This is a genomic window from Nonomuraea composti, from assembly GCF_012034275.1.
Classification (GTDB): Bacteria; Actinomycetota; Actinomycetes; order Streptosporangiales; family Streptosporangiaceae; genus Nonomuraea; species Nonomuraea composti.
The window spans coordinates 130,286-155,402 of the sequence record NZ_JAATEP010000014.1; the positions used below are offsets into that span (position 1 = coordinate 130,286).

Sequence of the window (25,117 nt, forward strand, 5' to 3'; positions counted from 1 at the left end):
TCGCCCGCCGTCCGCATCCCATCCCGCCAATCCGCCCATCCGGCCCGTGCCGCCCATCCTGCGCGCCTTGCGGCGTGCGCAGCCCTGCCCCCTGCCGACCGTGCGCGCACAGCCCAGCCCCTCTGTGCCCTTGGACGGCCGCCGTCGTGCGGGCCACCGCGGTCGCCGTACACGTCGCGCCGACCTCCACGCACACCGTCCCGCCGACCCGGCGCCGGTTGGAGGGGCGTGAGGCAGGAGGCGGGAGGCGCGGCGGGCCTCTTGCGGGCTGTGCGTGCTCCGGACGAGGCTCAGATGGGCTTGGCTCAGATGGGCTTTGTCGGGTAGCGCATGAGGAGGGTGGCGCGGACGACGTCGGGGCCGTGGGCGCGGTAGCCGTGGGGCACGTCCGACACCCACGAGATGTGGTCGCCCGGGCCGGCCGTCAGGGGCTCGTCGATGGGGCCGGCGCTGAGGGTGCCGGTGAAGACCGTGACGTGCTCGCTGACGCCCTCGTGGTGGGCGGGTGACGTCTGGGTGAGCCCCGGCGGGATGCGGACGCGGTAGAGCTCGTACGTGACCCGGTCGTCCTCGAACACCTCGAGCAGCTCGGCCTCGATCGCGGTGCCGCGCATGATCTGCGGCTCGGGCGGCGCGTCGAGGATGGCCCCGATCGGGACGCCGAGCTGCGCGGTGATCGCCCAGAGCGTCTCCAGGGTGGGGTTGCGGGTGCCGGTCTCGACGCCCGACAGCGTGGCCTTGCCGATGCCGGCGCGTTTGGCCAGCTCGGAGAGCGAGACCCCGCGCGCCTGCCGCAGCCGCCGCAACCGATCGCCTACCACGCGCGGATCGGTGTCGAGTGCGGGCTGCGGGTCCATACAGTCATATTGCCGCACATTCGTCCAGCCTGTGGGCCGCGTTAGCCGCCCGTTCATGATCGATCTGCGGAGAGTAGCGCTTTTGGCATGGTGCTGCTGCGCTCCACAGGACAGACCGCTACGATTCCACAGATGTCCGGATCGACAGGTGTGACGGCACCCCCGCGACCTGGGCCTACGCCGGCTCAGCAGATGCCGTCCCCGTACTCGCTGCCCCTGCACGCCCTCCGACTGGCGGGCAAGTGCGCCATGCCGCTGATCCTGTGGTTCTCGGCGGGGGAGCTGGCGCGGTTCGTCCTGATGTACGCCGCCACCGAAGTGGCCTACGGCGACGCCCGACAGGTCCGCCTGGTCATCGTGATGACGCTGCTCACGATCATCGTGCTCGCGTCGCTGACGGTCACCACCGGCATGCTCTACAGCCTGCGCGGCGCGCTGTGGGAGATGCGCGCCAGAGCCGGCGACGGGGTGGCGGACGAGCGCTTCTTCAGGGCGCTCGACCGGGTCGCCCCGGCGTTCGCGGTGCTCTATCTGGCCTGGGGGTTCCAGAACGCGGACGCCAGAGAAGTCATCCAGATGGACTACTTCCACAACTTGCAGGAAGGGCTGAACGACTCGTTCTTCGGCGAGGGCAACCTCGTCGGCCGGGGGCTCATCGACCTCGACTGGCGGGTGTCCATCGGGGCGATGGCGGTCACGTTCGTGCTGAAGCTGCTGTTCGCCAAGCTCGTGGAGCAGGGCAAGGGGAAGTTCGCCGGCTTCGGCGCGGCCTTCTCCGAGTTCGCCTTCGTCTTCTACGGCCTCAACGGCACCGTCGCCATCGCCGACGCGCGCTCGGAGTGGATGGACCACCGCACGGTGGTGGCCGGCACGAAGGACGCCTGGCACGAGGCGCAGGAGCACCTGCCGGCCTGGAAGGCGATCACCGATGCGTTCGGCGACTTCTGGCCGCTGTTCCTCGACGCGGTCGCGGTGCCGCTGGCCTGGCTCACCGTGGCGATGCTGGTCTTCGGCGCCTACTCCGACGAGACCCGCGCCCTCGTCAAGGGCACCCGCCTGGAGCGCGGGGTCGACCGGCTGGAGAGCTCCCACGATCTGACGCAGAAGTCGTTCGACCAGGTGACGGGCGGGTTCCGGGACCGCTGGCTGCCGCTGGCCAACTCGCTGCGCATGATCGTCAACGCCGGGCTGCCGCTGTTCGGCATGATGTGCCTGTGTTACGTGGCGCTCGACGTGGGCGGCCAGCTCGCCGACCGCTGGGTGCGGACGCTCGTCGGCTCCCGCACGGAGTGGGAGTGGGTGATCCAGGGGCCGCCCCTGTTCTTCCTGCACGAGCTCGTCGTGACCGTGCTCACCATGGCGCTGCTGGCGGCCACGTACGACATCGCGGCCACCAGGGCCCGGCTCAGCGGCCGGCCGCTCACCGACGTGTGAACCGCAGGACCTCGACGTCCTTCGGCATCTTCTCGATGGCCTCGCGGTTGAAGATGTCCTCCGTCGGGGTGTCCGAGCGGTAGTTGCTCGGCCGGAACGACAGCTCCACCTCGTCCGCCACCGCGGTGGGCACGATGGCGCCCGCCGGGATCTCGTACGTCTTGCCCACCTCCATGCGGTCCGTGGGCCGTTCGACGGTCGTCGCGATCTCCACCACCCAGGTACGGCCGGCGCGGTCCGTGAGCCGCAGCTCGGCCGGGAGGGCGGTCATGGTGGCGCTGGCCTCGTCGACGACCTTCTTCGTGATGTCCACCTGCATCCAGGTCACCTCGGGGCCGTAGCCGCCGTTGTCCTTCGGGGCCGGCTCCATGCGCTTGACGGAGCCCGTCCACTCGACGCCGTTGACCTGGGCGGCCTGGCCGGGGGCGACCCTGATCTCCTTGGTCTCCTTCGTCGTCTGCACCTCGTAGAAGCCGTAGCCGTCGTAGACCTGGGCCCCCGTGATCAGCAGCGACACCGCGACGGCGCCCACCGCGATCAGGACCTTGCGCCCTCGCCGCGGCTTTCCGGGCGCGGGTTGGGACGCGTCCGGTTGCCCGGCGTCCGCCGGCTGCCCGGGGCTGACCGGCTGTCCCGGGTCGGCCGGGTGCTGGGAGGCTGCCGCCGGTGCCGGCACTGCCGGTCGTGCGGCCGGGGCGGGGACGGTCTGCTCGGGGTCCTCCGGGTGCGGCGTGGGGGGCATGATGCCGTGCGCGGCCCGATGCGCCTGGTAGAGGGGCGCGGGAGGCCGTACGGCGGGCATGGGCTGGGTGGCGGCGCCGATGGGATGCTCGCCCCTGGGCGCGGGAGGCCAGACCTGCTGGTCGGACGGAGCCTGCCGCCCCTGCCCTGGCGGACGGCCGGCGGGCGGCTGAGGGCCGTAACCCGGCACGCCGGGCCAGCCGGGCTGGTCCTGGGACGGCGGCTGCCCCTGCGGCGCGGCATGCCTGCGTGCCGGCCGCTGCCGCAGCGGCGCGCCCTGCGCGTGCCGCCCCGGCTGCCCGGCCGACGGCTCGCCCTGGGGCGGCCCCGCATGCGACGGATCGGCTCCCCAAGGAGCGGCGTGGGAAGGCCCGCCTTGCGCCGACGGATCAGCTCCCCAAGGAGCGGCGTGAGCCGGACCCGCGTGAGCCGGGCCGGCCTGCGGCGGACCCGCGTGGGGTGGGGGGACGGGGTGCGGGGTGGGAGGGTAGGTGCCCAGGCCGGGCGGCGGTTGCGGGCTGGACGGGGGTTGCCGCAGGTCCGATGGCTCCTGCGGCTCAGGTGGCTGCGGTGCGGGCGCCGGCGCCGGTCGCTCGTCGCGCCGGCTCTCGTTCCGGGGAGCGAACCAGTCACGCTCGTCGTGCGAACTCATGCTGCGATCACTTCTTGTCGGTCGAGTAGACGTTCTGCGGCGCGGCGGCCAGCTTCTTGGCGGCCTCCTCGTCGAGGCCGAGGTCGATCTCGACCGAGGGTTGGTAGGACTCCACGATGAAGCTGGCCGGCAGGCCGAACGTGACGGTCGCGCCGGGCAGTGCCGAGGCCGGCACCTCGAAGAAGTACCGGCCGCTGGTCCAGATGTCCGGCTGCACCCATTTCTGCTGGAGTGTCACGGTGGACGGCACCCGGTCCGTGGCGTCGAACTTCTTGCCGTCGGCGGTCTCCAGCACCGGCTGCCCGAGGTGGTAGGGCTTGACGGCGGACTTGGCCTTGACGGTGAGGATGAGGAAGAGCTCGTCGGTCTCGACGGTGGTGGTGCTGCTCTGGATCGCCTTGGCGGTGGTGAGGGATTCGAGCCGCAGGCTGAAGCGCCGCGCGTCGACGGCCTCGCCCTTGCCGCCGGTGTAGACGAGCGCGTCGCTGAACTCGTTGTCGGTCATGTGGTGGGACTGCACCCACACGGCGGCGGCGATCATCAGCACGCCGGCGACCGCGCCGAGCGCCCTGGCCCCGCCGCTCTGGCGGCGCTGTTCGCGCCTCTCGCGGCGGGACGGCACGACGGCGGGCGCCTGCTCTGTTGCGGTCACGTCGTGTCACCCTTCTTGACCGGCAGGACCACCCGGGCCTTGATCTCGGGCAGGAATCCCTTGCCGGCCTCCTTGCTCTCCAGCTCCCAGTGCGGGACGGCGGCGACGGGATCTTCGGAGTACTCGAAGGCGCCCACGTCGAGAGTGACCTTGTCGGGGGGTTGCTGGCCCTCTTTCAGCGTGTACCGGACGATGACCTGGCGGGTGACCCCGGGGTGCAGTTGCCGGCTCTCGCCCCCCTTGACCCGGACGAAGCTGAACGGCCCCGCGTCCTCGGGGAACGCCGGGGAGATCTTGACGAGCGAGCCGGCGAAGTCAGCGGCCTGGTAGGCGCGCTCGATCTTGGCGGGCGGGCTCCCCACCCCGGAGGTCTTGTCGCTCGTGTTGGTGACGTCGAAGACCAGCTCCAGGAACCGCTTGTCCTCGGCGAAGTCGGAGTCGGCGCGCTCCACCGTCACGCGTGACTCGACGAACTTGGTGGTGTAGCGGCCCTGGTCGAGCACCGCGCCCGGCCCGAGCGTCTCCGGCTCCTCCGGGGCCTCGTTCAGACCGCCCAGCAGCGCGGTGATGCCGACGACCGTGATGGCCACCAGGGCGATCGCCGGGACGGCTACCGGGCGTCTGGGCTTGTCAGTGCTGCCGCCGGAGGGTTCCGTCATGGGTACGAATGGTAATAGGTCTCGCTTGTCCCATCTGCCGCAATGCTCCCATCGGACCGGTCGAAATTGCCGAGAACCCTGCCGCTATAGCGGTTGTAGCTCATACGCTGTCACGGAGCGGAAGGGCTGACCCCTACTCCTCATGACATATCGGCGGCCGGAGGGTCACGTGACGGACGTGCATCCCGAGCATGCCCAGCTCCAGGCGGACCGCATCTACCTGGGCTGGCAGTACATCCTGCTGCACCCCGACCCCGGCCCGCCGCCCAAGCGTCCCTCGCCCGTCGAGGAGGAGCCCCGGGAGGGGCCCGATCCCGTCCGGCAGGAGCTGCTGCGCCGCGAGCGGCTGCAGGAGGACATGCTCAACCGGCCGGTACGGTTCCTGCGCCTGGTCATGCTGGCCCTGACCGTGGTGATCCTCGCCGCCGCCCTGGCCGGTTACCTGGCCTGGCCGTTCGCGCTGGTCGCGCTGGTCGCCGCGGGCGGCGTGGCGGCGATCCTGAGCTACGCGCTGCTGCAGGGCGACCGGGCCGTGAAGTACCGGGTGCTGGAGCAGCAGGCCAGGGACGAGCGGCAGCGCAGGGAACGCGACAAGGACCTGTTCCGCGCCCAGGAGGAGCACGCCCAGCGCTACCGGGAGTGGCAGGAGTCGAAGGAGCGCTACGACCGGCAGCTCACCTGGTACGCGGTGGCCGTACCGGACGAGATCGACCGCATCGACGTGGCCGGCGGCACCTTACCCGGCTGGTCCGCGCTGGTCACGCTGCTGGGCGCCACCCGGCTCTACAGCGGCGGGCACCTGACCGTGCTGGACCTGTCGGAGGGCGCGATCGCGAAGGACCTCATCGAGCTGGCCCGCAAGGGCGGCGACGACCCGCTGGTGTGGGTGCTGCCGGTCGATCTGCCGAAGCTGGATCTGGGCGCCACGCTCAAGCCGGAGGCGTTCGCGGACGTGCTGGCCCACGTGGTGAGCGTGAGCGAGGAGCAGCGCAGCACCCGCGACCTCAGCTTCGACAACGCGATCCTGGAGCGCGTCCTGGAGGTGCTGGGGGAGAACGCGACGATCAGCCAGGTCACCGCCGCGCTGCGGGCGCTGGCGCAGGTGGGCGACCCGCGCGACGACCTGCGGTTCGGGCTGATCACGGCGACGCAGCTGGAACGCATCGGCACGCTGTTCGGGCGCGGCGTGAGCGACCGGGTGGTGATCGAGCGGGCCTGGGCGCTGGAGTCGCAGCTGCGCAAGCTGGAGACGCTCGGCACCGAGGCCGTGCGGCTGCCGCCCGCCAGGCTGCGGGTGGTGAGCATGGACCGGCAGGCCGGGGTGTTCGGCAACCGGGTGCTCGGCACGTACGTGGCGACCGCCCTGACCCACATCCTGCGCCAGTCGCCCTCCTCCGACCGGCCCTGGTACCACACGATCATCGTGGCGGGCGCGGACAAGCTCAGGGGCGACGTGCTCGACCGGCTCATGGACGCCTGCGAGACCTCCCGTACGGGGCTCGTGCTGACGTACCGGTCGCTGACCCCGACCGTGCGGGAGCGGCTCGGCAGGGGGCACGCGGCGGTCGCGTTCATGCGCCTCGGCAACGCCGAGGACGCGCGGGTCGCCAGCGAGCACGTCGGCACCGAGCACCGCCTGGAGCTGGCCCAGCTCACCGAGACGATCAGCGAGTCGCTGCCGGGCCTGGACGGCGGCTACACCTCCACCATCTCCCAGGTCGAGGACGAGCGGGAGGAGCACGACGGCGACCGCGCCGACCTGGCCGAGGACATCACCGAGTCCACCGAGTGGGGCAGGACCGCCGACAAGATCTCCGAGAAGGAGCGCGTGCTGCAGCGCTCGCGCGAGTTCCTCGTCGAGCCGCACCAGCTCCAGCAGCTCCCCACGACGTCCGTGATCGTCACGGACGCCACCGCCGACGGCCGCCGGGTCCGCCTGGCCGACGCGAACCCGGCCATCCTCACCTTCCCCAAGACCACGCTCGGCGAGCTGGAGGACGTCCGCGAGGCCGTCCTGGCCCTCGACCCCCGGGCCGGCGACGGCAACGGAGAGCCGCCGCCGAACCTCGGGCCACCACCGCCACGCCTGGACTGGCGCAAGGGCAGGCAATGACATGGTCAATGTCAACGTGACGAGCTGACGGTTGGCGGAATTTAACAAAGAACCGTCTGTGGGGGATTGAAATGCAGCCGAGTGTCTCGCTGAGCGGGCCCTGGTATCGAATTCAGTCGATCGCAGCACCCTCGCGAAGCTCGTCGGCGGAGTGGGATTTCGTCACCGTGCTTCCCGCGGTGCTGTCTGCGGCGCAGCGTGGCCGGCCGTTCGTCATCGGCTGGTTGTCCCGGGGCTCGGGGGCGCCGCTCGAACTCATCACGAACGCGGGCCCGCTGTCGCCGCCGCGCCAGCCGCGCAGGTCCACGGACCTGCCGGACGACCCGAGCGGGCCGCAGCCGCTGCTGTTCCCGGGCGGCGCGCGCGGGGTGCTGCTGAACGAGGAGTACCTGGCCGACCTGTCGGACCTGGTGTGGACGCCGTGCCCGGGGCGGCAGGCGCCGCCGCTGGGCAGCAAGGGGCGCGAGTTCGACCCCGACGAGCTGAAACGGCCCACGCTGTTCGAGTCGACGCTGGTGACGCTCATGTCGCGGCCGTTCGCGTGGCTGGTCGTCGCCGAGCCGACCGACCTGCTCGACGCCGAGGTGGCGCACCTGCGCACGCAGCTCAACGTGCTGCGGCAGTACGGCGACGCCTCCGAACGCTCCCGCTTCGACGCCGAGCGGGCCGAGCGGCGCATGCAGGAGCTGGACGCCTTCCGCGAGGCGGGCCTGTGGAACGTGCGCGTGCTGGCCGGCGGCGCGACGGCCGAGGAGCTGCGGCAGATCGCGCCCGTGCTCGTCGGGTCCGTCGAGATGAGCCAGCACCCGTACCGGCTGCGCAGCTCGCACGGCGCCGCGTACACGCTGACGGAGGCGCTGGCCATCACCATGCAGGATCCGGCCGACGGCGCCGCCGCCCCGTTCGCCGCGACCGCGGGGGCGCTGGCCGCGCTGGCCGGGCTGCCCCGGCGGGAGGTGCCCGGCGTGCGCGTGCTGGACTCGGGCTTCTTCGACGTGACCTCCGAGTCGGACGGCGGCGAGCTGGAGCTCGGCGAGATCCTCGACGGCCAGGACCGGGGGGTGGGCGCGTTCCGGGTGCCGCTGGCCACCCTGAACCGGCACGCGTTCGTCACGGGCGCGACCGGCTCGGGCAAGTCGCAGACCGTGCGGCACCTGCTGGAGCAGCTCAGCAGGGCCCGCATCCCGTGGCTGGCCATCGAGCCGGCCAAGTCCGAGTACGCCGCCATGGCCGGCCGCGTCGACGACCCCGTCACCGTGATCAACCCGTCGGCGCCCGACGGCGTGCCGTTCAGCGTCAACCCGCTCGAACCCGAGCCCGGCTACCCCGTCCAGGCGCACATCGACATGGTCAGGGCGCTGTTCATGGCCGCCTTCGACGCCGAGGAGCCGTTCCCGCAGATCATGTCGCTGGCGCTGCAACGCGTCTACGAGGCGACCGGCTGGGACGTCGTCACCGGCGGCGCCGTGCCCGGCTCGAACGTCCCGCCCAGCGTCCCCACCCTCGAACAGCTCCAGCGGCACGCCATGGACGTGATCAAGGAGATCGGCTACGGCCGCGAGGTGCAGGCCGACGTGGAGGGCTTCATCTCGCTGCGGCTGCGCTCGCTGCGCGTCGGCTCCGCCGGCCGCTTCTTCGAGGGCGGCCACCCCGCCGACATCGGCGGCCTGCTGGAGCGCCAGGTCGTGCTCGCCATCGAGGACGTCGCCAACGACGAGGACAAGGCGTTCCTCATGGGCACCCTGATCATCCGCATTGTCGAGCACCTGCGCATGCGGGCCAGGCGGGAGCGCTCCGGCGGGCTGCGCCACGTCATCGTCATCGAGGAGGCGCACCGGCTGCTGCGCGACCGCGGCACCGGCCGGGCCTCCACCCACGCCGTCGAGCTGCTGGCCGGGATGCTCGCCGAGATCAGGGCGTACGGGGAGGGCATCGTGGTGGCCGAGCAGATCCCCACCAAGCTCGTCTCCGACGTCGTCAAGAACACGGCGCTGAAGGTCGTGCACCGGCTGCCCGCCGAGGACGACCGGCAGCTCGTCGGCGCCGCCATGAACCTCAGCGACGAGCAGTCCCGCCACGTGGTCTCGCTGCAGCCGGGCTCGGCGGCGGTGTTCGCCGACGGCATGGACCGGCCGCTGCGGGTGCGCGTCCCGCTCGGGGAGTCCAGGGAGAAGGCGCTGCCGGGGCCGCCGCCGCCGATCCGCGGGCGCCGCTCGGCCGCCTGCGGCGCGCAGTGCCGTACGGGGCAGGCGTGCACGCTCGTGGAGCTGCGCGAGGCCGACGTGCTGGCCGGCGCGGCCGAATGGGCGTGGCTGCGCATCTGGTGCGACACGGTCGTGCTGGCCTTCGTCGGCAACCGGCCGCTGCCCGGCGTGCCGCGCGCCCTGTCGGCCGCCTGGGTCGAGCTGCCGGCGCGGCGCCGCGAGTGCCTGCTCGCCACCCTCGTCGAACGGGCGGTGCAGCGGCGCGCCTGGGCCCTGCGCACCTGGTTCGACCCGGCCCTGCTGACCGAGAAGGCCGCCGAGACCGCCACCCGGCTGCTGGCCGGCGCCGACAGCGGCGGCGAACGCCCCGGCGCCTCGTGGGTCATCCCGCAGGTGCGCTGGCTGCACGAGGTGGACCGGCTCTTCCCGTACGGGCAGCCGGCCCCGAACCTGCGCAGCCCCGCTCCGCCCATGGAGTACGCCCTGTTCCGCCAGCCCGGCGGCGGCCACGGCTCCGTAGAGCCCGAGCTGCTCGGCCACCGCGCCAAGGCCCTGCGCCACCACCCGCTGTCGATGGAGGTGGACCACAACAGGGCGCTGGCCTGGCGGGTCATCCTCGGCGACGACGAGCACGAGGGCGTGCAGCGTGACATCGTGACGGTCGCGATCGGCGTCGAGTCCTCGGCCAGGATCCGGCACGTGGGGCAGACGATGGGGGCGGGGTGGCTGGAGAGCGTGCTGTCGTGGCCGCGCCGCTTCGTGCTGCCGTTCGAGCACGGCGGCTCCCCGGAGATCGCCTTCACGGAACCGCCGGGCTCATGACCGCCGCCACCGCGTCTTGATCGCAAACGGGCGGGTTTTCGCGCGTGTCTCCAGACTTGGGGCCAACGCCGACTAGGATCCATGCACATGACCCAGCTTCCTCTGCGGGCCCAGCTCGCCAGTGCCCTGGGCCGCAGCGCCGCCACGCTGTCCAGGATGACCGGGCGTGGCGACGGCTCGGTGATCGGCGGACGGGTCGGCCTGCTGCTGGAGCCCGACCTCCTGCGCCAGCTCGCCCGCGACCGCAAGCTGGCCCTGGTCAGTGCGACCAACGGCAAGACCACCACCACCCGGCTCATCACTTCGGCGCTGCTGGAGCTCGGTGAGGTGGCCACCAACGCCTTCGGGGCCAACATGCCCGCCGGTCACGTCTCCGCGCTCTCCCAGCACAAGCGAGCCCCGTACGGCGTGCTGGAGGTGGATGAGAAATACCTGCCCGAGGTGCTCGCCACGACCGGCGCCGGCGTCGTCTGCCTGATGAACCTCAGCCGCGACCAGATGGACCGCGCCGCCGAGATCTGGCTGCTCGCCCAGAAGTGGCGCAAGGCCCTGTCCGGCAAGCCCACCCACGTCATCGCCAACTGCGACGACCCGCTCGTCACGTGGGGCGCCTCCACCGCCGCCAAGGTCACCTGGGTCTCGGGTGGCCAGCGGTGGAAGGAGGACTCGTGGTGCTGCCCCGAGTGCGGCGGCCCGCTCGACCGCAAGGACGCCGACTGGGCGTGCCGGGAGTGCACGTTCCACCGTCCGGAGCCGCAGTGGGTGGTCGACGGCGACGCGGCGATCGACCCGCGCGGGCAGCGCTGGCTGCTCGACATCCAGCTCCCCGGCCAGGCCAACCGCTCCAACGCGGTGATGGCGCTGGCGGTGGCCGAGACGTTCGGGGTGCCGGTCGAGCGGGCGCTGCCCCGGCTGCGCGAGGTGACCTCGGTGGCGGGCCGCTACACCACCGTCGAGCGCGACGGGCGGCACGCGCGGCTGCTGCTGGCGAAGAACCCGGCGGGCTGGCTGGAGGCGTTCGACGTCGCCGACCCGCAGTTGCCGATCATCCTGTCGGTCAACGCGCAGGGCCCCGACGGGCGTGACACGTCGTGGCTGTGGGACGTCGACTACCGCATCCTGCGCGGCCGTCCCGTGTTCGTCACCGGCGAGCGCCGGCTCGACCTCGCGCTGCGCCTCGACGTGGCCGACGTGCCCTTCACGTTGTGCGGCACGTTCATGGAGGCGCTGGCCATGCAGCCGCCGGGGCGGGTGGACGTCATCGCCAACTACACCGCCTTCCAGCAGATCCGATCGGAGTTCGGCCGTGCCGTCTGACAGCGCCCTTCGCATCGTCTGGATCTATCCCGACCTGATGAGCACGTACGGTGACCAGGGCAACGTGCTGGTCCTGGAGCAGCGGGCGCAGCGCCGGGGGATCGAGACGGAGACGATCCACGTCCGCTCGGCCGACCCCGTCCCCGAGACCGGCGACATCTACCTGATCGGCGGCGGCGAGGACCGCCCGCAGATCCTGGCCGCCCGGCGGCTGCGCAAGGACGGCGGCCTGCACCGCGCGATCGCGCGCGGCGCGTCGCTGCTGGCGGTGTGCGCCGGCTACCAGATCATGGGCACCACGTTCGGCGGCGAGGAGGGCCAGCCGGTCGAGGGCATCGGCCTGCTCGACATCTCCAGCTCCCGCGGCCCCGCCCGCGCGGTGGGCGAGCTGGTCGCCGAGGTGGACGCGGCACTCAACCTGCCCACGCTGACCGGCTTCGAGAACCACATGGGCATCACCCACCTCGGCCCCGGCGTCCGGCCGCTGTCGAAGACGGTCAAGGGCGTCGGCAACGGCGACGGCTTCGAGGGCTGCTACGCCGGGCACGTGGTGGGCACGTACCTGCACGGGCCGGCGCTGGCCCGCAACCCCGCGCTGGCGGACCTGCTGCTGTCGTGGCGGGTGGGAGACCTGCCGCCGCTCGACGACTCCCGCTACGAGGCGCTGCGCCAGGAGCGCCTGGCGACCGTCCTGCAAGACTGATCGACCGGGATCCGCCCCCGGCTGCTCTCGCGGCCGGGGGCGAGTTGCTGTGGTCGTTCCTCGGCTCGGTCGCGCTCTTCCCACGCCTGGCGGTGATCGCCGCGTTCAGAACGGTGTTCAGCGGGGTTTGACATGCAGCCGTTTGGCTGCCTATTTTGGAAAAGGCAGCCGAACGGCTGCATGTTGGGATGGCGAGACGATGGACGAAGTGTTCAAGGCGCTGGCGGACGCCAGCCGCCGCAGGCTGCTCGACAGCCTGAACGCGCGCAACGGCCAGACCCTGCGCGAGCTGTGCGCGGGGCTCGACATGGCCAGGCAGTCGGTCAGCAAGCACCTCGCCGTGCTGGAGGAGGCCAACCTGGTCACCACCGTGCGGCGCGGGCGGGAGAAACTGCACTACCTGAACGCCGTGCCGATCAACGCCATCGCCGAGCGCTGGATCAACAGGTACGACCGCCGGCGCGCCGACGCCCTGGCGGATCTCAAAACGGCTCTGGAGGACCACCCGATGGCCAACGACCCCGACTTCGTCTACACCACCTACATCCGCACCACCCCCGAACGCCTGTGGCAGGCGCTCACCGACCCCGCCTGGACCGAGCGCTACTGGGGGGTCAAGCTCGACTCCGACTGGGCCGTCGGATCACCCGTGACCTGGGAGTACCAGGGCGTCACGATGAAGGACCCCGAGCAGGTCGTGCTGGAGTCGGAGCCCGGCAGGCGCCTGGCCTACACCTGGCACACCTTCACGCCGGAGTTCGCCCGGGTCGCCGGGTTCAGCGCCGACCAGCTCGACTCCCTCATGAACGACCCGAGGTCCGCGGTCAGCTTCGACATCGAGCAGCAGGGGGAGCAGGTCAAGCTGACCGTCACGCACGGCGGCTTCGGGCCCGGCAGCGCCGTGCGCAAGGGCATCAGCGGCGGCTGGCCGCAGATCCTCTCCAGCCTCAAGACCCTGCTGGAAACGGGCCAGACCCTGCCTGCCGGTCAGTAGACCAGCGCCTGCACGCCCTCCGTCGTGACCTCCTCCACGAACGCCGGCGCCCCCGCGATGCGGACCCCCTCGATGAGGTCGTCCACGGTGATGTTGCGGCGGGCGGCGCACTGCGTGCAGAGCGTCACCCGGCCGGCCGCCAGCACGGCGTCGAGCAGGTCGGCCAGCGGAGCGGCGTGCGGCAGGGCGAACTCCTTCGCCCGCCCCGGGAGCGCGAACCACGACGACTCGCCGGTCAGCCACAGGGAAACGGATACACCGCTCGCGAGCGCGGCGGCCGCGACCGTGAACGCCTGGTTGCAGCGCTCGGGAGCGTCGGCTCCCGCGGTCACCTTGATCACCAGTGATCGTGCCATGTCCGCCACCCTAGCCCCGCACGAGCCCGTACGGGCGTGCCACGCCACTACGCTTGAGGACCATGGAAGAACCTGAGGTGCACCCCGACCTGGAGCCCATCGCGTTCCTGCTCGGGCGGTGGGAAGGCGCCGGCGTGGGCGGCTACCCGACGATCGAGAGCTTCAACTTCGGCCAGGAGATCGAGTTCGGCCACAACGGCAAACCGTTCCTGACCTACGTGAGCCGCACCTGGCTGCTCGACGAGGCCGGCAACCGCGTCAAACCGCTGGCCACCGAGTCCGGCTACTGGCGGCCCCAGCCCGACCGGCAGATCGAGGTCGTGCTGTCGCACCCCACCGGGATCGTCGAGATCTACATCGGCGAGGTCGTCTTCCACAAGATCGAGCTGCGCACGGACGTGGTCGCGCGCACCGCCTCCGCCAAGGAGTACACCGCCGGCCACCGCCTCTACGGCCTCGTCAACGGCAACCTCATGTGGGCCTACGAGATGGCCGCCGTCGGGCACCCCCTCACCGACCACATGTCGGCCGAGCTGAAGAAGGTGGCCTGACCCGATGAGCGGCGCCCCGTTCACCGCCGACGTCGTCGAGGCGATCAAGCGGCACATGAACGACGACCACGCCGACGACGGGCTGACCATCGTCCGCGCCCTCGGCGGCCGGCCCGACGCCCAGACGGCGCTCACCAGCGACGTCGACGCCGAAGCCATCACGTTCACGATCGACGGGGGCGAGCGGGTGCGCGTGCCCTGGGGCGAGACCCTCACCGAACGCGCCCAGGTGCGCAAGGCCGTCGTACGCCTCTACCGCGAGGCGTGCGCCAAGCTGGGCCTCCCGGCCCGCGGCGAGCACTGACCACATCATCCCGGAAATTGAAGAGGGCCCCAGGCAACACTCCGCCGATGCGGCGGGCCGGATGGACCATGGTCGGGATCGAACGTCCCGCCCTCCGGCTGCCAGGGGCCCCGGTGGTTGCCTCGTATTCGCGTCACGTCACGAGACAACAGTCCGCGACGTCAGCGGACAACCACCTCGCTAGCCCGACTATGACTAACCATTATTCGGACCACCTCCTTTCCGCGTACCCAAGAAGCTATGCGCTCCGCCGCGAAACGGGCAAGTGAATATCGTCCGGCCGTAGTATCGAAGGCATGACCGAGACGCAGTGGCATGAGGAACTCCGCGCCAAGGGCTACCGGGTCACCCCCCAGCGCCAGCTCGTGCTGGAGGCGGTCAAGGAGCTGGAGCACGCCACGCCCGAGGAGATCTGCGTCAAGGTCCGCCAGACCGCCCGCGGCGTCAACATCTCCACCGTCTACCGCACGCTGGAGCTGCTCGAAGAGCTCGGCATGGTCACCCACACCCACCTCGGCCACGGCGCCCCCACCTACCACCTGGCCGCCGAGGCCGACCACGTGCACCTGGTGTGCCGGGGGTGCGACGAGGTGTTCGAGGTGCGGCCCGAGCTGGCGGAGGGGCTGGTCAGGGGGCTGGACGAGGAGCTGGGCTTCGTCGCCGACGTCCACCACCTCACGGTCTTCGGCCGCTGCCGCAACTGCCGCTGACCCCCTCACCACCCCAGCCGGGTGCGACGGGCAATGGGCGTCGCCGGTACGGATAGCCTGGATGGCATGCGTAGCCCTCTGCTCGACCTCCCGGGCGCCGTACCGGCGGACGCCCCCGACTCCGACGTAGCCGCGCACTACGGCGACCTGTTCGCCGAGCAGCGCGCACTGGTCAAGGGAGAGGCGGTCGTCGACCGCAGCAACCGCGAGGTGATCCGCATCTCCGGCGCGGACCGCCTGAAATGGCTCAACGACCTCACCTCGCAAAAGCTCGACACGCTCAAACCGGGCGAGTGGACGCAGACGCTCGACCTCGACCTCCAGGGCCGCGTCCAGCACCACCTCACGCTCACCGACGACGGCGAGAGCGTCCTGGCCCACGTGGAGCCGGGCACCGCGCAGAGCCTGATCGACTACCTCGACCGCATGCGGTTCATGCTGCGGGTCGAGGTCTCGCGGGCCGACGACCTGGCCGTCCTGTCCACGGCCACCGAAGACTTCCTGGTGCCGCGAGCCGAGCTCGCCGACCACCTGGGCAAGCCGCTGGCGGGGCTGTGGGCGTACGAAGCGCTGCGCATCGAGGCGCACCGGCCCCGGCTCGGCTTCGAGACCGACCACAAGACGATCCCGCACGAGGTGGGCTGGATCGGCGCCGCCGTACACCTCAGCAAGGGCTGCTACCGCGGCCAGGAGACGGTGGCCCGCGTCCACAACCTGGGCCACCCGCCGCGGCGCCTGGTCTTCCTGCACCTGGACGGCAGCGTCGACACCCTGCCCGCGCACGGCGCGCCCGTGATCTTCGAAAGCCAGGAGGTGGGCGTCGTCGGCTCGGCCGCCCGCCACCACGAGCTGGGCCCCATCGCCCTGGCCGTCGTCAAACGCACGGTCCCGGTGGACGCACCCCTTTTGGCGGGCGGGGTAGCGGCCTCCCAGGAGGTCATCGTCCCCCCGGACGCCGGCCGCAACGTCACCATCGACCCCTCTCTCCGCCGCCGCATCCGCTAACCCCACCACCGCGCCCGGGCCCGCGCCCGCCCCTCGGCCCCTCGCGCCGGCCCGCCCGCGCAGGACTGCCCGCGCCGGCTCACATGCTGAGCCGCTTGGTGCGAACCGGCGCCGGGTCGGCGGGTCGGTGTGCGGTGGTGTCCGGCGCAACGTGCGCGGTGCCCAGGGTGGCGTGGTAGGCGGCCCTGGCCGGGCTTGCGTGGCACGTGTGGCGCGCCGCTTGCGCGTCGGGATCCGCGCCGGGGCGCTGGGCGTGTGCATGTCCGGCTGGTGCGCCCGGCGTGCGCCTCCGACTGGCGCCCGTGCTCGGGCCTGCGTGGCGGGCGCCTCGTGTGGACCGGCGCCGGGTCGGCGGGTCGGTGTGCGGTGGTGTCCGGCGCAACGTGCGCGGTGCCCAGGGTGGCGTGGTAGGCGGCCCTGGCCGGGCTTGCGTGGCACGTGTGGCGCGCCGCTTGCGCGTCGGGATCCGCGCCGGGGCGCTGGGCGTGTGCATGTCCGGCTGGTGCGCCCGGCGTGCGCCTCCGACTGGCGCCCGTGCTCGGGCCTGCGTGGCGGGCGCCTCGTGTGGACCGGCGCCGGGTCGGCGGGTCGGTGTGCGGTGGTGGGCGGCGCAACGTGCGCGGTGCCCAGGATGGGCGTGGGGAGCGGGGGCGGGGTCGTCACATGTCCACGACCAGGGTGATCGGGCCGTCGTTGACCAGTGAGACCTTCATGTCGGCCCCGAAGACGCCGGTCTCCACCCGGGCCCCCAGCGCCCGTAGTTCCGCCACCACCGCATCCACCAACGGTTCGGCCACAGGCCCTGGGGCGGCGGCTTGCCAGGTGGGGCGGCGGCCCTTGCGGGCGTCGCCGTACAGGGTGAACTGGCTGATGACCAGGAGCGGGGCCGACACGTCGGAGCAGGAATTCTCGCCGTGCAGGATGCGCAGGCCCCAGAGTTTGGCGGCGAGCTTGGCGGCTTCGGCGGGCGTGTCCGTGTGGGTGACGCCCACCAGGACGAGGAGGCCGGGCTCGGTGATGGCGCCGACCACGCGCCCGTCGACCTCGACCGAGGCTGAGCTGACTCTCTGTACGACTGCTCGCATGGCATCCCATTCTGGACCAGGACCGAACGCTTCATACACTCATGTCGAAAGGGGAAAGCGATATGTCGATGATTGTGGAAGTTGTCCGGTCCGGGTTCGTGGAGTCGACGCATCAGGCCCGCATGCTGACCCTGGACGCGGCCGGCCGCCCGGTCGAGACCAGGGGCGCGGTGCACGTGCCGGCCTCGCCACGGTCGTCGATGAAGCCGCTGCAACTGCTCGGCATGCTGCGCAGCGGCCTGCGGCTGGAGGGTGAGCTGCTGGCGCTGGCCTGTGCCTCGCACTCCGGCGAGCCCTTTCACGTGGACGGCGTCAGGAAGATCCTGGCGGGCGCGGGGCTGGACGAGTCGGCGTTGCTGTGCCCGGAGGATTATCCGTTCGATCGCGCGGTGACCGAGCGCGGGCGCGTCTACATGAACTGCTCGGGCAAGCACGCCGCCATGCTGGCCACCTGCGTGGCGAACGACTGGCCGCTGACCACCTACCTGGAGCCGGCGCATCCGCTGCAGCGGGCGATCCGAGAGACGGTGGAGGAGCTGACCGGCGAGCGGGTGGCCGCCTCCGGGGTGGACGGGTGCGGGGCGCCGCTGTTCTTCGTCTCGATGCTGGGGGTGACGAAGGCGTTCCGGGCGTTCCCGATGTCGTCGGAGGACTCGTACGAGCGCAAGATCTTCGACGCGATGCGCACCTACCCGGAGTGGACCTCCGGCACGGACCGGCCCGAGGCGAAGCTGATGCGGGCGTTGCCGGGGCTGATGCTGAAGGCGGGGGCGGAGGCGTTCGACGCGTTCGCGTTCGAGGACGGGCGCGCGGGCACCGTCAAGATCGAGGACGGCTCCCCGCGCGCCCGCGTGCCCGTCACCGTGGCGGCGCTGCGCTCGCTGGGCCTGGACGCGCCCGAGCTGGATGAGCTGGCCAGGGGTGTGGTGCTGGGCGGCGGCCGGCCGGTCGGTGAGCTGCGGGTCCGCTGAGGTGGCCCGGCTCGGGGTGCTTCAGGAAACGGGTGGCTGGTCGTCCGGGACGCGGTCGGCGAGGCGTTCGTAGCGTTGCCGGGCGGCCTGGGGGGTGCCGAGGCCGAGGCCGAAGGCGATGTCCTGCCAGGTCATGCCGCGGCCGCGGGCGAGCTGGAGCAGCGTGGCCTCGAGCGCGTCCAGCTCCCCTCGCACCAGCGGGACGAGGGTGAGGGCTGCGGTGATGTCGGCGTGGTCGACGGCCGCTTCGCCGTCGTCGAGCGGCGCGGCCCCGCTGAGGAGGAACGTCACGAGCCGGACGGCCTCGTGCGGCGCGAGCGCCGACGGGTGGATCTGGCGCCGGCGCTGCTCGTCGGTGGTCGCGTGCCGCTCGGCGATGCGGTGCAGGGACGCGTAGACGCGCTGCGCCCTGGCCTGCTCGGGCTGCGGGGGGTTGAAGAGGTCGGCGTCGGAAGGCATGTGGTCACGATGGTGCAGAAAGGGTTTGTTGTCAACAGGACGTGTTGAACAACTCGTTCAAAAGCTAGCTTGACGCCGGCGTCAAGGTTCTAGCGTGGCGGGCATGAGATTCGGCATCAGTTACAGCACGCCGCACTACGGGGTCGACCCCGATCACCTCGTGGCGTTCGCGCGGCTGGCCGAGGAGTGCGGGTTCGAGTCGCTGTACGTTCCCGAGCACGTCGTGCTCTACCGGGGCGCCCGGGTCGGCTCCTTCGAGCTGCCGCCGGCGCTGCCGTACGCCGACCCCCTCGACACCCTGACGTTCGTCGCCGCCCGCACGGAGCGGATCCTGCTCGGCACCGGCGTGCTGCTGCTGCCCTACCACCATCCCGTGACGCTGGCCAAGCGGCTGGCCACCATCGACGTGCTGTCCAGGGGCCGGATGCGGCTGCTCACCGTGGGTCTCGGCGCTCTGCCGGGAGAGGCGGCGGCGATGGGGGTCGACTTCGCGACCCGGGGGCGGCGGGCCGACGAGGCGATCGACGTGCTGCGGCTGCTCTGGGCCGGCGACGAGGACGGCGTGCGCTACGCGGGGGAGTTCTTCGAGCTGGAGGGCCTGGTCAGCTATCCGAAGCCGTACGAGAGCACGGGGCTGCCGATCCACGTCGGCGGGTCGAGCCGGGCGGCGGCGCGCCGGGCGGGCCTGCGCGGCGACGGCTTCTTCCCCGGCGGCCGGCTGCGGCCGGAGGAGGTGGCCGAGCTGTGGGAGCTGGCCCGCGCCACCGCCGCCGGGGCGGGCCGGGACCCGGACGCGCTGGAGTACACCCGCTTCGGGGCGATCGACATGCCGGCCGGGCGGGTCGAGGAGCTGGCCGCGCGCGGGGTGACGCGGCTGGTCGTCAGCCCCTCGTCCGTCGAGCCGGACGAGCAACGCGCGGAGGTGGAGGCGTTCGCGAAGCGGTTCTTCTAGAGGGAGCGGAACTGGCGGGTGGCGGAGATGGCGCCGGACGTCGTCGTGGTGAACGTGCGCATCGAGCCGGCGAACTTGGACAGGTCCCACTCGGCCGGCCCGTGGTACCAGTACAGGTTGTCGGCCTGGTGCCCGTTGCCCGTGACGGAGGCGACGACGCGCGACCAGTGCTCCACCCCGTCGAAGATCACGGCGTAGGGCAGGTAGCGGGAGAACAGCTCGACCCGGTGCTGCTCGGGCACGTCCCCCAGCTCGCCGGAGAACAGGTACTGGCGGAACCCCATGGTGTGCGCGAGCGCCGCCGACCCCTTGGCGGTCTTGGCCGGCATGTACTGGCCGCCGGCGGCCAGCGCGCCGCCCGCGATGACCACGGCCAGGCCGAGCAGCCCGTACGTGGTGAACCAGGCCAGCCCCACGGTGGCGAGCAGCCCCACGCCGACCAGCACGATGCCGATGGTGGTCCATCGGGTGCGCTCGGTGTCGGGGCGGCGGGCGAACCAGCCCTGCCGCACCACGTCCGCGTAGAGCGCGTCGCGCACCTTGCCGAGGTGGGCCGCGAACGAGCCGGACAGCTGCGACAGCAGCACGGCATCCCGCCCGTCGAAGATGGCCTGGTAGAGCGCCAGCTCGTACGGCAGGAGCGCGTTGACGGGCGCGTTCGGCAGCCGGACGAGCATCCAGTCGGGGGCGTCGTAGGTCTGCCTGGGCTGCTCGTCGATGCGCAGGTAGCCGCGCACGGCGAGGTCGACGATGGTGGCGGTGACGTCGATGACGTCGGCCTGTTCGTCGACCAGCGTGCCGATCTGGCCGGGCCGCACCCCGTCGGGCGGGCTGAAGTGCCCGTTCTGTACGGGATCGACCTTGCCGCTCTCGTGGCCGGCGACCCGGGCGTCGCGCCCGCGCGTCCAGTAGAGCAGGCCGACGCCGCCGAGCAGCAGCACGAGCAGCCCGGCGAGGGCGCCGCCGGTGACGGTGTCGAGGGTGAACGCGGCCGACAGGGAGAAGCGCTTGTCGAGGATGGGCTTGCCGCTGGTGGAGCCCTTCGGGTATCCGACGATGACGGTGAGGGCCTGGTCGGGGGCGATGTCCTCCTGCTCGAAGTCGGCCTGGGTGGCGGCGTGGTCCATGGAGGCGGAGGTGCAGCCGATGGCCGAGGTGAGCGCGCCGGCGAAGCAGGACAGGTTCTGGACCTGCCCGGGGCCGCTCACCTTGACCGTGGCCTTGGCGACCGGCTGGTTCCAGCCGTTCACGGCGAACCAGCGCAGCTCCTCGATGCCGCCCGACGGGGTCACGGCCCCCTTGACGTCGTACTCGACGGTGGGGCCCGTCACGGTGAGCACGTCGCCGGACAGGGTGCCGCCCTTGACGTTCGAGATCCGATAGAGGCGGTCGTTGCCGTCGTCGTAGCGCGTCCGCGTGATGAACGTGCGCTTGGCCTGACCCGACGCCCCGCTGATCTTCTCGACCACGTGCAGGGTGCCGTCCTTGCCGAGGGTCATCGTGACCTCGTCCGTCATCCCGGCCTCCGCTGCGAGGGCGGCGGGGGTCGCGGCCAACGTCAGAGCGGTGGCCGCCAGGGCGGCCATCGTGAGTCTGATACCCATGGCGGCAAATCGTATCGGTTCGTACCTGGTCAGGTGAGTGTGATGCTGTTCGCCGCACGCTGGATGCTCTCCGGCGAGGCGCCCTGGCCGGGGTTCTCGTGCGCGAGCGCCTGGTTGGCCTCGACGAACGGGCGCATGCGCCGCTCGTACCGCTCGAAGGCGCCCTCCGGCTCGGTGCCGAGCTCCTGCGCCAGCACGTACGCGCCGACCAGCGCCAGGCTCGTGCCCTGCCCGGACAGCGGCGAGGCGCAGTAGCCGGCGTCGCCCACCAGCGCGACCCGCCCCTTAGTCCAGTGCTCCATCTTCACCTGCGCCATGGCGTCGAAGTAGAAGTCGTCGGCCTTCCACATGGCCTCCAGCAGCCTGGGCGCCTGCCAGACCTCGGAGCAGTGCTCCTGGATGAGCCGCTTCTGCTGCTCGACGTCGCGGTGGTCGTAGTCGATCACGCCGGCCCTGAAGCCGAGGTTGACCCGCATCTCGGCCGGGTCGCGGTCGCTGAACAGCGCGCCGCCCGCCTCGCCCGCGTTGAACCAGGTCTGCCAGTGGTCGAGGCCGAGGAAGTTGTCGGCGGTGTAGATGGAGACGTAGGTGCCGAGGTGGTACAGGAACTGCCGCTCGGGGCCGAAGGCGAGCCTGCGCACGTTGGAGTGCAGGCCGTCGGCGCCGATGACGTAGTCGTAGCGCTCGCTCCACCCGCCCTCGAACGTGACGGCGCCGTCGTCGCCGAGCGTGGCGATCGAGTCGCCGTAGACGTAGCGGGCGTTCGTGGCTTCCATGAGGACGCGGTTGAGGTCGTCCCGCATGATCTCGATGTCGGGGCTGTCGAAGCGGCCGCCGCTGAGCGTGGCCTCCTCGCTGCGCATGATCTCGTTGCCGTCGCCGTCCACCATGCTCATGCCGCGCATGGTGGTGCGCAGCGCGCGGACTTGCTCCAGCACCCCCATGCGCTCGACCACGGTCAGCGCGGCGCCTCTGATGTCGATCGCCTGCCCGCCCTTGCGGGGCGCCGGCGCCCGCTCGACCACCGTGACGTCGAACCCGTGCCGGCCCAGCCAGTACGCCAGGACGGGGCCGCCGACGCTCGCGCCCGAGACCAGAACCTTCATGATGTCTCCCGTGTGTGTTGACGTTGTACGCAGAACTGAATGTACGTGGTACATACAGCAGGTGACAACGGTATAGTGGGAGAATCTGTACTAGTACAGGAGGACGCATGGACGCCCCGCCCCACGCCCGCATCGCCGCCGACATCAAGCAGCGCGTCGCCGACGGCCGGCTCCGCCCCGGCGAGCGGGTGCCCTCCACCCGGCAGCTCGCCCGCGACTGGAACGTCGCCCTGGCCACCGCCGCCAAGGCGCTGGCGCTGCTGGCCCGCGAGGGCGTCGTGGTGGCCGAGCCGCGCGTGGGCACGGTCGTGGCCGAGCGGCCCGGCACCCCGGCCAAACCCCGGCCAGGCGCGTCGCCCGAGCACGAGCTGACGCGGCGCCGCATCGTCCGCGCGGCCATCGAGATCGCCGACGCGGAGGGGCTGTCAGAGCTGACGATGCGCGCCGTCGCCGGGCGGCTCGGAGCGGCCACCATGTCCCTCTACCGGCACGTGGGCGGCAAGGACGACCTGGTCATGCTCATGGTGGACGCGGCGTTCGCCGAGTTCCCGCTGCCCGCCCGGCGCCCTGAAGGCTGGCGGGCGCGGCTGGAGGCGTCGGCGCGGGCGCAGTGGGCCGCCTACCGGGCGCACCCGTGGATGGCCGGGGCGACGCCGCTGACCCGGCCGGTGCCCTCGGAAGCCCTGCTCCAGCACTCCGAGCTCGCCCTGGAGGCGCTGCAGGAGACCGGGCTCGACGCCACGACCCGGATGTACGTGACGATCCTCATCTACAGCTTCGTCCAGGGCATCGCCGCTCACATCGAGCTGGAGCAGCGCGCCAGGGCGAGCACCGGCATCACCGACGAGGAGTGGCTGAGCGGGCAGGAGGAGTTCATGAGCCGCATCATGGCCACCAACCCCGCCTTCGCCCGGATGATCGGCGAGCTGGGCGGCGACTTCGACCTCGACCTCGACCGGCTCTTCACGTTCGGCCTGCAGTCGCTGCTCGACGGCCTGACCGGATTGATCGACGGCAGCTAGTCGGAGATCTGGACGCGGGGAACGTCCAGTCGGAGATCCGGACGCGCGGAGCGTCTAGTCGGAAATCTGGATGCGCAGGCGGCGGAAGCCGCGGCCCTTGCTCTCGATCTTGGCGACCTTGATCCGCCCGATCTGCTTGGTCGAGGCCACGTGCGTGCCGCCGTCGGCCTGCGTGTCGAGGCCCACGATGTCGACGATGCGCACGTCCTGGACGGTCTCCGGCACCAGGTTCGTGGCCGTGCGGATGATGTCGGGGATGGCGAACGCCTCCGAGCGCGGCAGCACCTTCACGTCGATGCGCCGGTCGGCCACGATCTCGGCGTTGCAGGCGTCCTCCACGGCCTCCTTGAAGCCGGGCGGCACCTCGGGCAGGTTGAAGTCCATGCGGGCGCTGAGCTCGTCCATGTTGCCGCCGGTGACCAGGCAGCCGTAGTCGCGGAAGACGACCCCGCACAGCACGTGCAGGCCCGAGTGCGTGCGCATGAGGGCCGAGCGCCGCGCGTCGGCCACCGCGCCCTCGACCACGGTGCCGACCGGCGGGATCGGGTCGCCCTCCGCCGGGATGAGGTACAGGTCGTCGCCCTTGCGCACGCCCACGATGCGCGTCTCCACGCCCTGCCAGAGCAGAACTCCGTGATCGGCCGGCTGGCCGCCCCCGCCTGGATAGAATGCCGACCTGCTCAGCACGATCCCCTCCGGCGTGGCGTCCAGGACGACGGCCTCGAAGTCGCGCAGGGTCTGGTCGGACAGCTCCAACCTTTGGGTACGTCCGTGGAGATCGGTGCTCATATCGGCAGCCTAGTGCCCTGAGGTGGTCATGCGTGGCCTGATGAGACGCGTCCTGGCGGTCGTCGCGGTGCTGGGGCTGCCCTCGTGCGCGTCCGCGGCGAAAGCGCCGCCGGCCGTCAGGGAGCGGGCTCCCGTGATGATGTTCGTGGGCGACAGCTTCACCGTCGGGTCGGGGCCGGTGCCGCCCTGGCGGTCGTACGCCACGCAGGCGGCCCGGCTGCTGGGCGGGCAGCCGATCATCGCGGGCGCGGCCGGCACGGGCTTCTGCAACGAGGGGCGGGCGGGCCGCACGTTCCAGCGCTCGTACGAGGAGGAGCTGGCCTGGCGCCCGGCCCCCGACCTGCTCGTCATCGCAGGCGGCCACAACGACCGGCGCTGGAGCCCCGAGCAGGTGCGCGGGGCGGCCGCGAGCCTGCTGGCCGAGGTGCGCGCGCACTGGCCGCGCACCAGGACGGTGGTGATCGGCCCGCTGTGGCTCAAGGAGCCGCCCAAGAAGGCGTACGCGGTGCGCGACGCCGTGGCGCAGGCGGCCAGGGCGGGGAAGGTGACCTTCCTCGACCCCATGCGCGTGAGCTGGCCCGAGGAGGCGATCCTGCCCGACGGCGTGCATCCGACGCTCGCCGGGCACCGGAGCCTGGCCACCTGGCTGGCGGCCCGGCTGGGCTGATCTACCAGGGGCCGTACGGGCCGTTGTTGCCGCGGCCGCCCATGCCCTTGACGGCGGGCTTGACGTCGACGATGTAGATCGTGGCCGCGATGACGGCCGCGATCGAGAACAGCCCGAAGTTGACGCCGAGGAACGCGCCGCCGCCGACCAGCATGAAAGCCTGGAGGTAGGTCAGCGCCCCACCGGCCGAGAACAGCGTGGCCAGGCCGAGGATCAGCAGCCACAGGTTCTTCTTCAGCTTGCCCGCCGCGACGAACGCGTTGGGCGGCACCCGCAGCGCGTGCACCAGCGCGTAGATCGACATGCCGAGGATGGCCACGGAGAGCACCACGAAGAGGAGGTTGAAAAGGCCGTTGATCATGCTCATGTCGTCGTCTCCGCCCAACAC

The 25,117-nt window shown here is 71.7% G+C and carries 25 protein-coding genes; 14 read left to right on the forward strand and 11 right to left on the reverse strand.

Annotation, left to right across the window (positions count from 1 at the left end; all coding sequences use genetic code 11):
• Positions 1-305: 305 nt before the first annotated feature.
• Positions 306-857, reverse strand: coding sequence for a helix-turn-helix domain-containing protein (locus tag HCN51_RS21265; protein WP_080043372.1), 552 nt, complete (start codon positions 855-857; stop codon positions 306-308).
• A gap of 192 nt (positions 858-1,049) precedes the next feature.
• On the opposite strand from HCN51_RS21265, the gene HCN51_RS21270 reads away from it, so the two are divergent.
• Positions 1,050-2,291 carry a hypothetical protein gene (locus tag HCN51_RS21270; protein ID WP_168011271.1) on the forward strand — a complete coding sequence of 414 codons (1,242 nt, stop codon included), beginning with the start codon at positions 1,050-1,052 and terminating at the stop codon, positions 2,289-2,291.
• Here the strand turns inward: HCN51_RS21270 and HCN51_RS21275 are convergent.
• The 3 genes from HCN51_RS21275 to HCN51_RS21285 form a co-directional block, all read right to left on the reverse strand.
• Positions 2,278-3,222, reverse strand: a complete 945-nt coding sequence (locus tag HCN51_RS21275) for a hypothetical protein (RefSeq protein WP_168011272.1) — start codon at positions 3,220-3,222, stop codon at positions 2,278-2,280. The genes HCN51_RS21270 and HCN51_RS21275 overlap by 14 nt on opposite strands.
• A gap of 469 nt (positions 3,223-3,691) precedes the next feature.
• Entirely contained in the window at positions 3,692-4,336 is a 645-nt protein-coding gene (locus HCN51_RS21280) for a hypothetical protein (protein WP_168011273.1), read from the reverse strand.
• Positions 4,333-4,995, reverse strand: a complete 663-nt coding sequence (locus tag HCN51_RS21285; RefSeq protein ID WP_168011274.1) for a DUF4352 domain-containing protein — start codon at positions 4,993-4,995, stop codon at positions 4,333-4,335. The genes HCN51_RS21280 and HCN51_RS21285 overlap by 4 nt, the downstream gene beginning before the upstream one ends.
• Before the next feature lie 169 nt (positions 4,996-5,164).
• On the opposite strand from HCN51_RS21285, the gene HCN51_RS21290 reads away from it, so the two are divergent.
• The 5 genes from HCN51_RS21290 (at position 5,165) to HCN51_RS21310 (ending at position 13,148) form a co-directional block, all read left to right on the forward strand.
• Positions 5,165-7,108, forward strand: coding sequence for a hypothetical protein (locus tag HCN51_RS21290; protein ID WP_168011275.1), 1,944 nt, complete (start codon positions 5,165-5,167; stop codon positions 7,106-7,108).
• 179 nt (positions 7,109-7,287) lie between these two features.
• Positions 7,288-10,134, forward strand: a complete 2,847-nt coding sequence (locus tag HCN51_RS21295; RefSeq protein ID WP_346433733.1) for an ATP-binding protein — start codon at positions 7,288-7,290, stop codon at positions 10,132-10,134.
• A gap of 87 nt (positions 10,135-10,221) precedes the next feature.
• A complete protein-coding gene (locus HCN51_RS21300; RefSeq protein ID WP_168011277.1) occupies positions 10,222-11,451 on the forward strand; it encodes a Mur ligase family protein in 1,230 nt (409 codons plus the stop codon).
• Positions 11,441-12,154 carry a glutamine amidotransferase gene (locus HCN51_RS21305; RefSeq protein WP_168011278.1) on the forward strand — a complete coding sequence of 238 codons (714 nt, stop codon included), beginning with the start codon at positions 11,441-11,443 and terminating at the stop codon, positions 12,152-12,154. The genes HCN51_RS21300 and HCN51_RS21305 overlap by 11 nt, the downstream gene beginning before the upstream one ends.
• A gap of 199 nt (positions 12,155-12,353) precedes the next feature.
• Positions 12,354-13,148: an ArsR/SmtB family transcription factor gene (locus tag HCN51_RS21310; protein ID WP_080043363.1), complete on the forward strand. Its 795-nt coding sequence runs from the start codon at positions 12,354-12,356 to the stop codon at positions 13,146-13,148.
• Here the strand turns inward: HCN51_RS21310 and HCN51_RS21315 are convergent.
• Positions 13,142-13,504 (reverse strand): DsrE family protein, encoded by a 363-nt coding sequence (locus tag HCN51_RS21315; protein WP_080047300.1) that lies wholly within the window; start codon positions 13,502-13,504, stop codon positions 13,142-13,144. The genes HCN51_RS21310 and HCN51_RS21315 overlap by 7 nt on opposite strands.
• A gap of 62 nt (positions 13,505-13,566) precedes the next feature.
• On the opposite strand from HCN51_RS21315, the gene HCN51_RS21320 reads away from it, so the two are divergent.
• From HCN51_RS21320 to ygfZ, 4 genes are all read left to right on the forward strand, one after another.
• Positions 13,567-14,055, forward strand: a complete 489-nt coding sequence (locus HCN51_RS21320) for a heme-binding beta-barrel domain-containing protein (protein ID WP_080043362.1) — start codon at positions 13,567-13,569, stop codon at positions 14,053-14,055.
• A 4-nt stretch (positions 14,056-14,059) separates the two neighbouring features.
• Entirely contained in the window at positions 14,060-14,359 is a 300-nt protein-coding gene (locus tag HCN51_RS21325; RefSeq protein ID WP_080043361.1) for a DUF2470 domain-containing protein, read from the forward strand.
• A 296-nt stretch (positions 14,360-14,655) separates the two neighbouring features.
• Positions 14,656-15,069 (forward strand): Fur family transcriptional regulator, encoded by a 414-nt coding sequence (locus HCN51_RS21330; RefSeq protein ID WP_168011279.1) that lies wholly within the window; start codon positions 14,656-14,658, stop codon positions 15,067-15,069.
• A gap of 66 nt (positions 15,070-15,135) precedes the next feature.
• Positions 15,136-16,074 (forward strand): CAF17-like 4Fe-4S cluster assembly/insertion protein YgfZ, encoded by a 939-nt coding sequence (gene ygfZ, locus HCN51_RS21335; RefSeq protein WP_080043359.1) that lies wholly within the window; start codon positions 15,136-15,138, stop codon positions 16,072-16,074.
• Positions 16,075-16,733: 659 nt separating this feature from the next.
• Here the strand turns inward: ygfZ and dtd are convergent.
• Complete coding sequence (gene dtd / locus HCN51_RS21340; RefSeq protein WP_168011280.1) at positions 16,734-17,159, reverse strand: D-aminoacyl-tRNA deacylase; 426 nt, start codon at positions 17,157-17,159, stop codon at positions 16,734-16,736.
• Positions 17,160-17,221: 62 nt separating this feature from the next.
• Between dtd and HCN51_RS21345 the strand changes: the two genes are divergently transcribed.
• Positions 17,222-18,130 carry an asparaginase gene (locus HCN51_RS21345; protein WP_168011281.1) on the forward strand — a complete coding sequence of 303 codons (909 nt, stop codon included), beginning with the start codon at positions 17,222-17,224 and terminating at the stop codon, positions 18,128-18,130.
• 21 nt (positions 18,131-18,151) lie between these two features.
• Here HCN51_RS21345 and HCN51_RS21350 read toward each other — a convergent pair whose 3' ends face one another.
• Positions 18,152-18,589 carry a DNA-binding protein gene (locus HCN51_RS21350; protein WP_168011282.1) on the reverse strand — a complete coding sequence of 146 codons (438 nt, stop codon included), beginning with the start codon at positions 18,587-18,589 and terminating at the stop codon, positions 18,152-18,154.
• A gap of 103 nt (positions 18,590-18,692) precedes the next feature.
• Here HCN51_RS21350 and HCN51_RS21355 point away from each other — a divergent pair, with 103 nt between their 5' ends.
• Positions 18,693-19,541 (forward strand): TIGR03619 family F420-dependent LLM class oxidoreductase, encoded by an 849-nt coding sequence (locus tag HCN51_RS21355; RefSeq protein WP_168011283.1) that lies wholly within the window; start codon positions 18,693-18,695, stop codon positions 19,539-19,541.
• Here HCN51_RS21355 and HCN51_RS21360 read toward each other — a convergent pair.
• Positions 19,538-21,145: a DUF2207 domain-containing protein gene (locus HCN51_RS21360; RefSeq protein ID WP_240973081.1), complete on the reverse strand. Its 1,608-nt coding sequence runs from the start codon at positions 21,143-21,145 to the stop codon at positions 19,538-19,540. The two genes, HCN51_RS21355 and HCN51_RS21360, sit on opposite strands and share 4 nt — an antisense overlap.
• 29 nt (positions 21,146-21,174) lie before the next feature.
• Positions 21,175-22,251 carry an FAD-dependent monooxygenase gene (locus HCN51_RS21365; RefSeq protein ID WP_206067383.1) on the reverse strand — a complete coding sequence of 359 codons (1,077 nt, stop codon included), beginning with the start codon at positions 22,249-22,251 and terminating at the stop codon, positions 21,175-21,177.
• A 107-nt stretch (positions 22,252-22,358) separates the two neighbouring features.
• On the opposite strand from HCN51_RS21365, the gene HCN51_RS21370 reads away from it, so the two are divergent.
• Positions 22,359-23,273 (forward strand): TetR/AcrR family transcriptional regulator C-terminal domain-containing protein, encoded by a 915-nt coding sequence (locus HCN51_RS21370; protein ID WP_168011284.1) that lies wholly within the window; start codon positions 22,359-22,361, stop codon positions 23,271-23,273.
• Between the two features lie 54 nt (positions 23,274-23,327).
• Here the strand turns inward: HCN51_RS21370 and HCN51_RS21375 are convergent, their stop codons facing one another.
• Entirely contained in the window at positions 23,328-24,062 is a 735-nt protein-coding gene (locus tag HCN51_RS21375; RefSeq protein WP_080043351.1) for an alanyl-tRNA editing protein, read from the reverse strand.
• Between the two features lie 40 nt (positions 24,063-24,102).
• Between HCN51_RS21375 and HCN51_RS21380 the strand changes: the two genes are divergently transcribed.
• Positions 24,103-24,729 carry an SGNH/GDSL hydrolase family protein gene (locus HCN51_RS21380; RefSeq protein WP_168011285.1) on the forward strand — a complete coding sequence of 209 codons (627 nt, stop codon included), beginning with the start codon at positions 24,103-24,105 and terminating at the stop codon, positions 24,727-24,729.
• 1 nt (position 24,730) lies between these two features.
• Here HCN51_RS21380 and HCN51_RS21385 read toward each other — a convergent pair whose 3' ends face one another.
• Positions 24,731-25,096, reverse strand: a complete 366-nt coding sequence (locus tag HCN51_RS21385) for a DUF2516 family protein (RefSeq protein ID WP_080043350.1) — start codon at positions 25,094-25,096, stop codon at positions 24,731-24,733.
• Between the last annotated feature and the right edge of the window lie 21 nt (positions 25,097-25,117).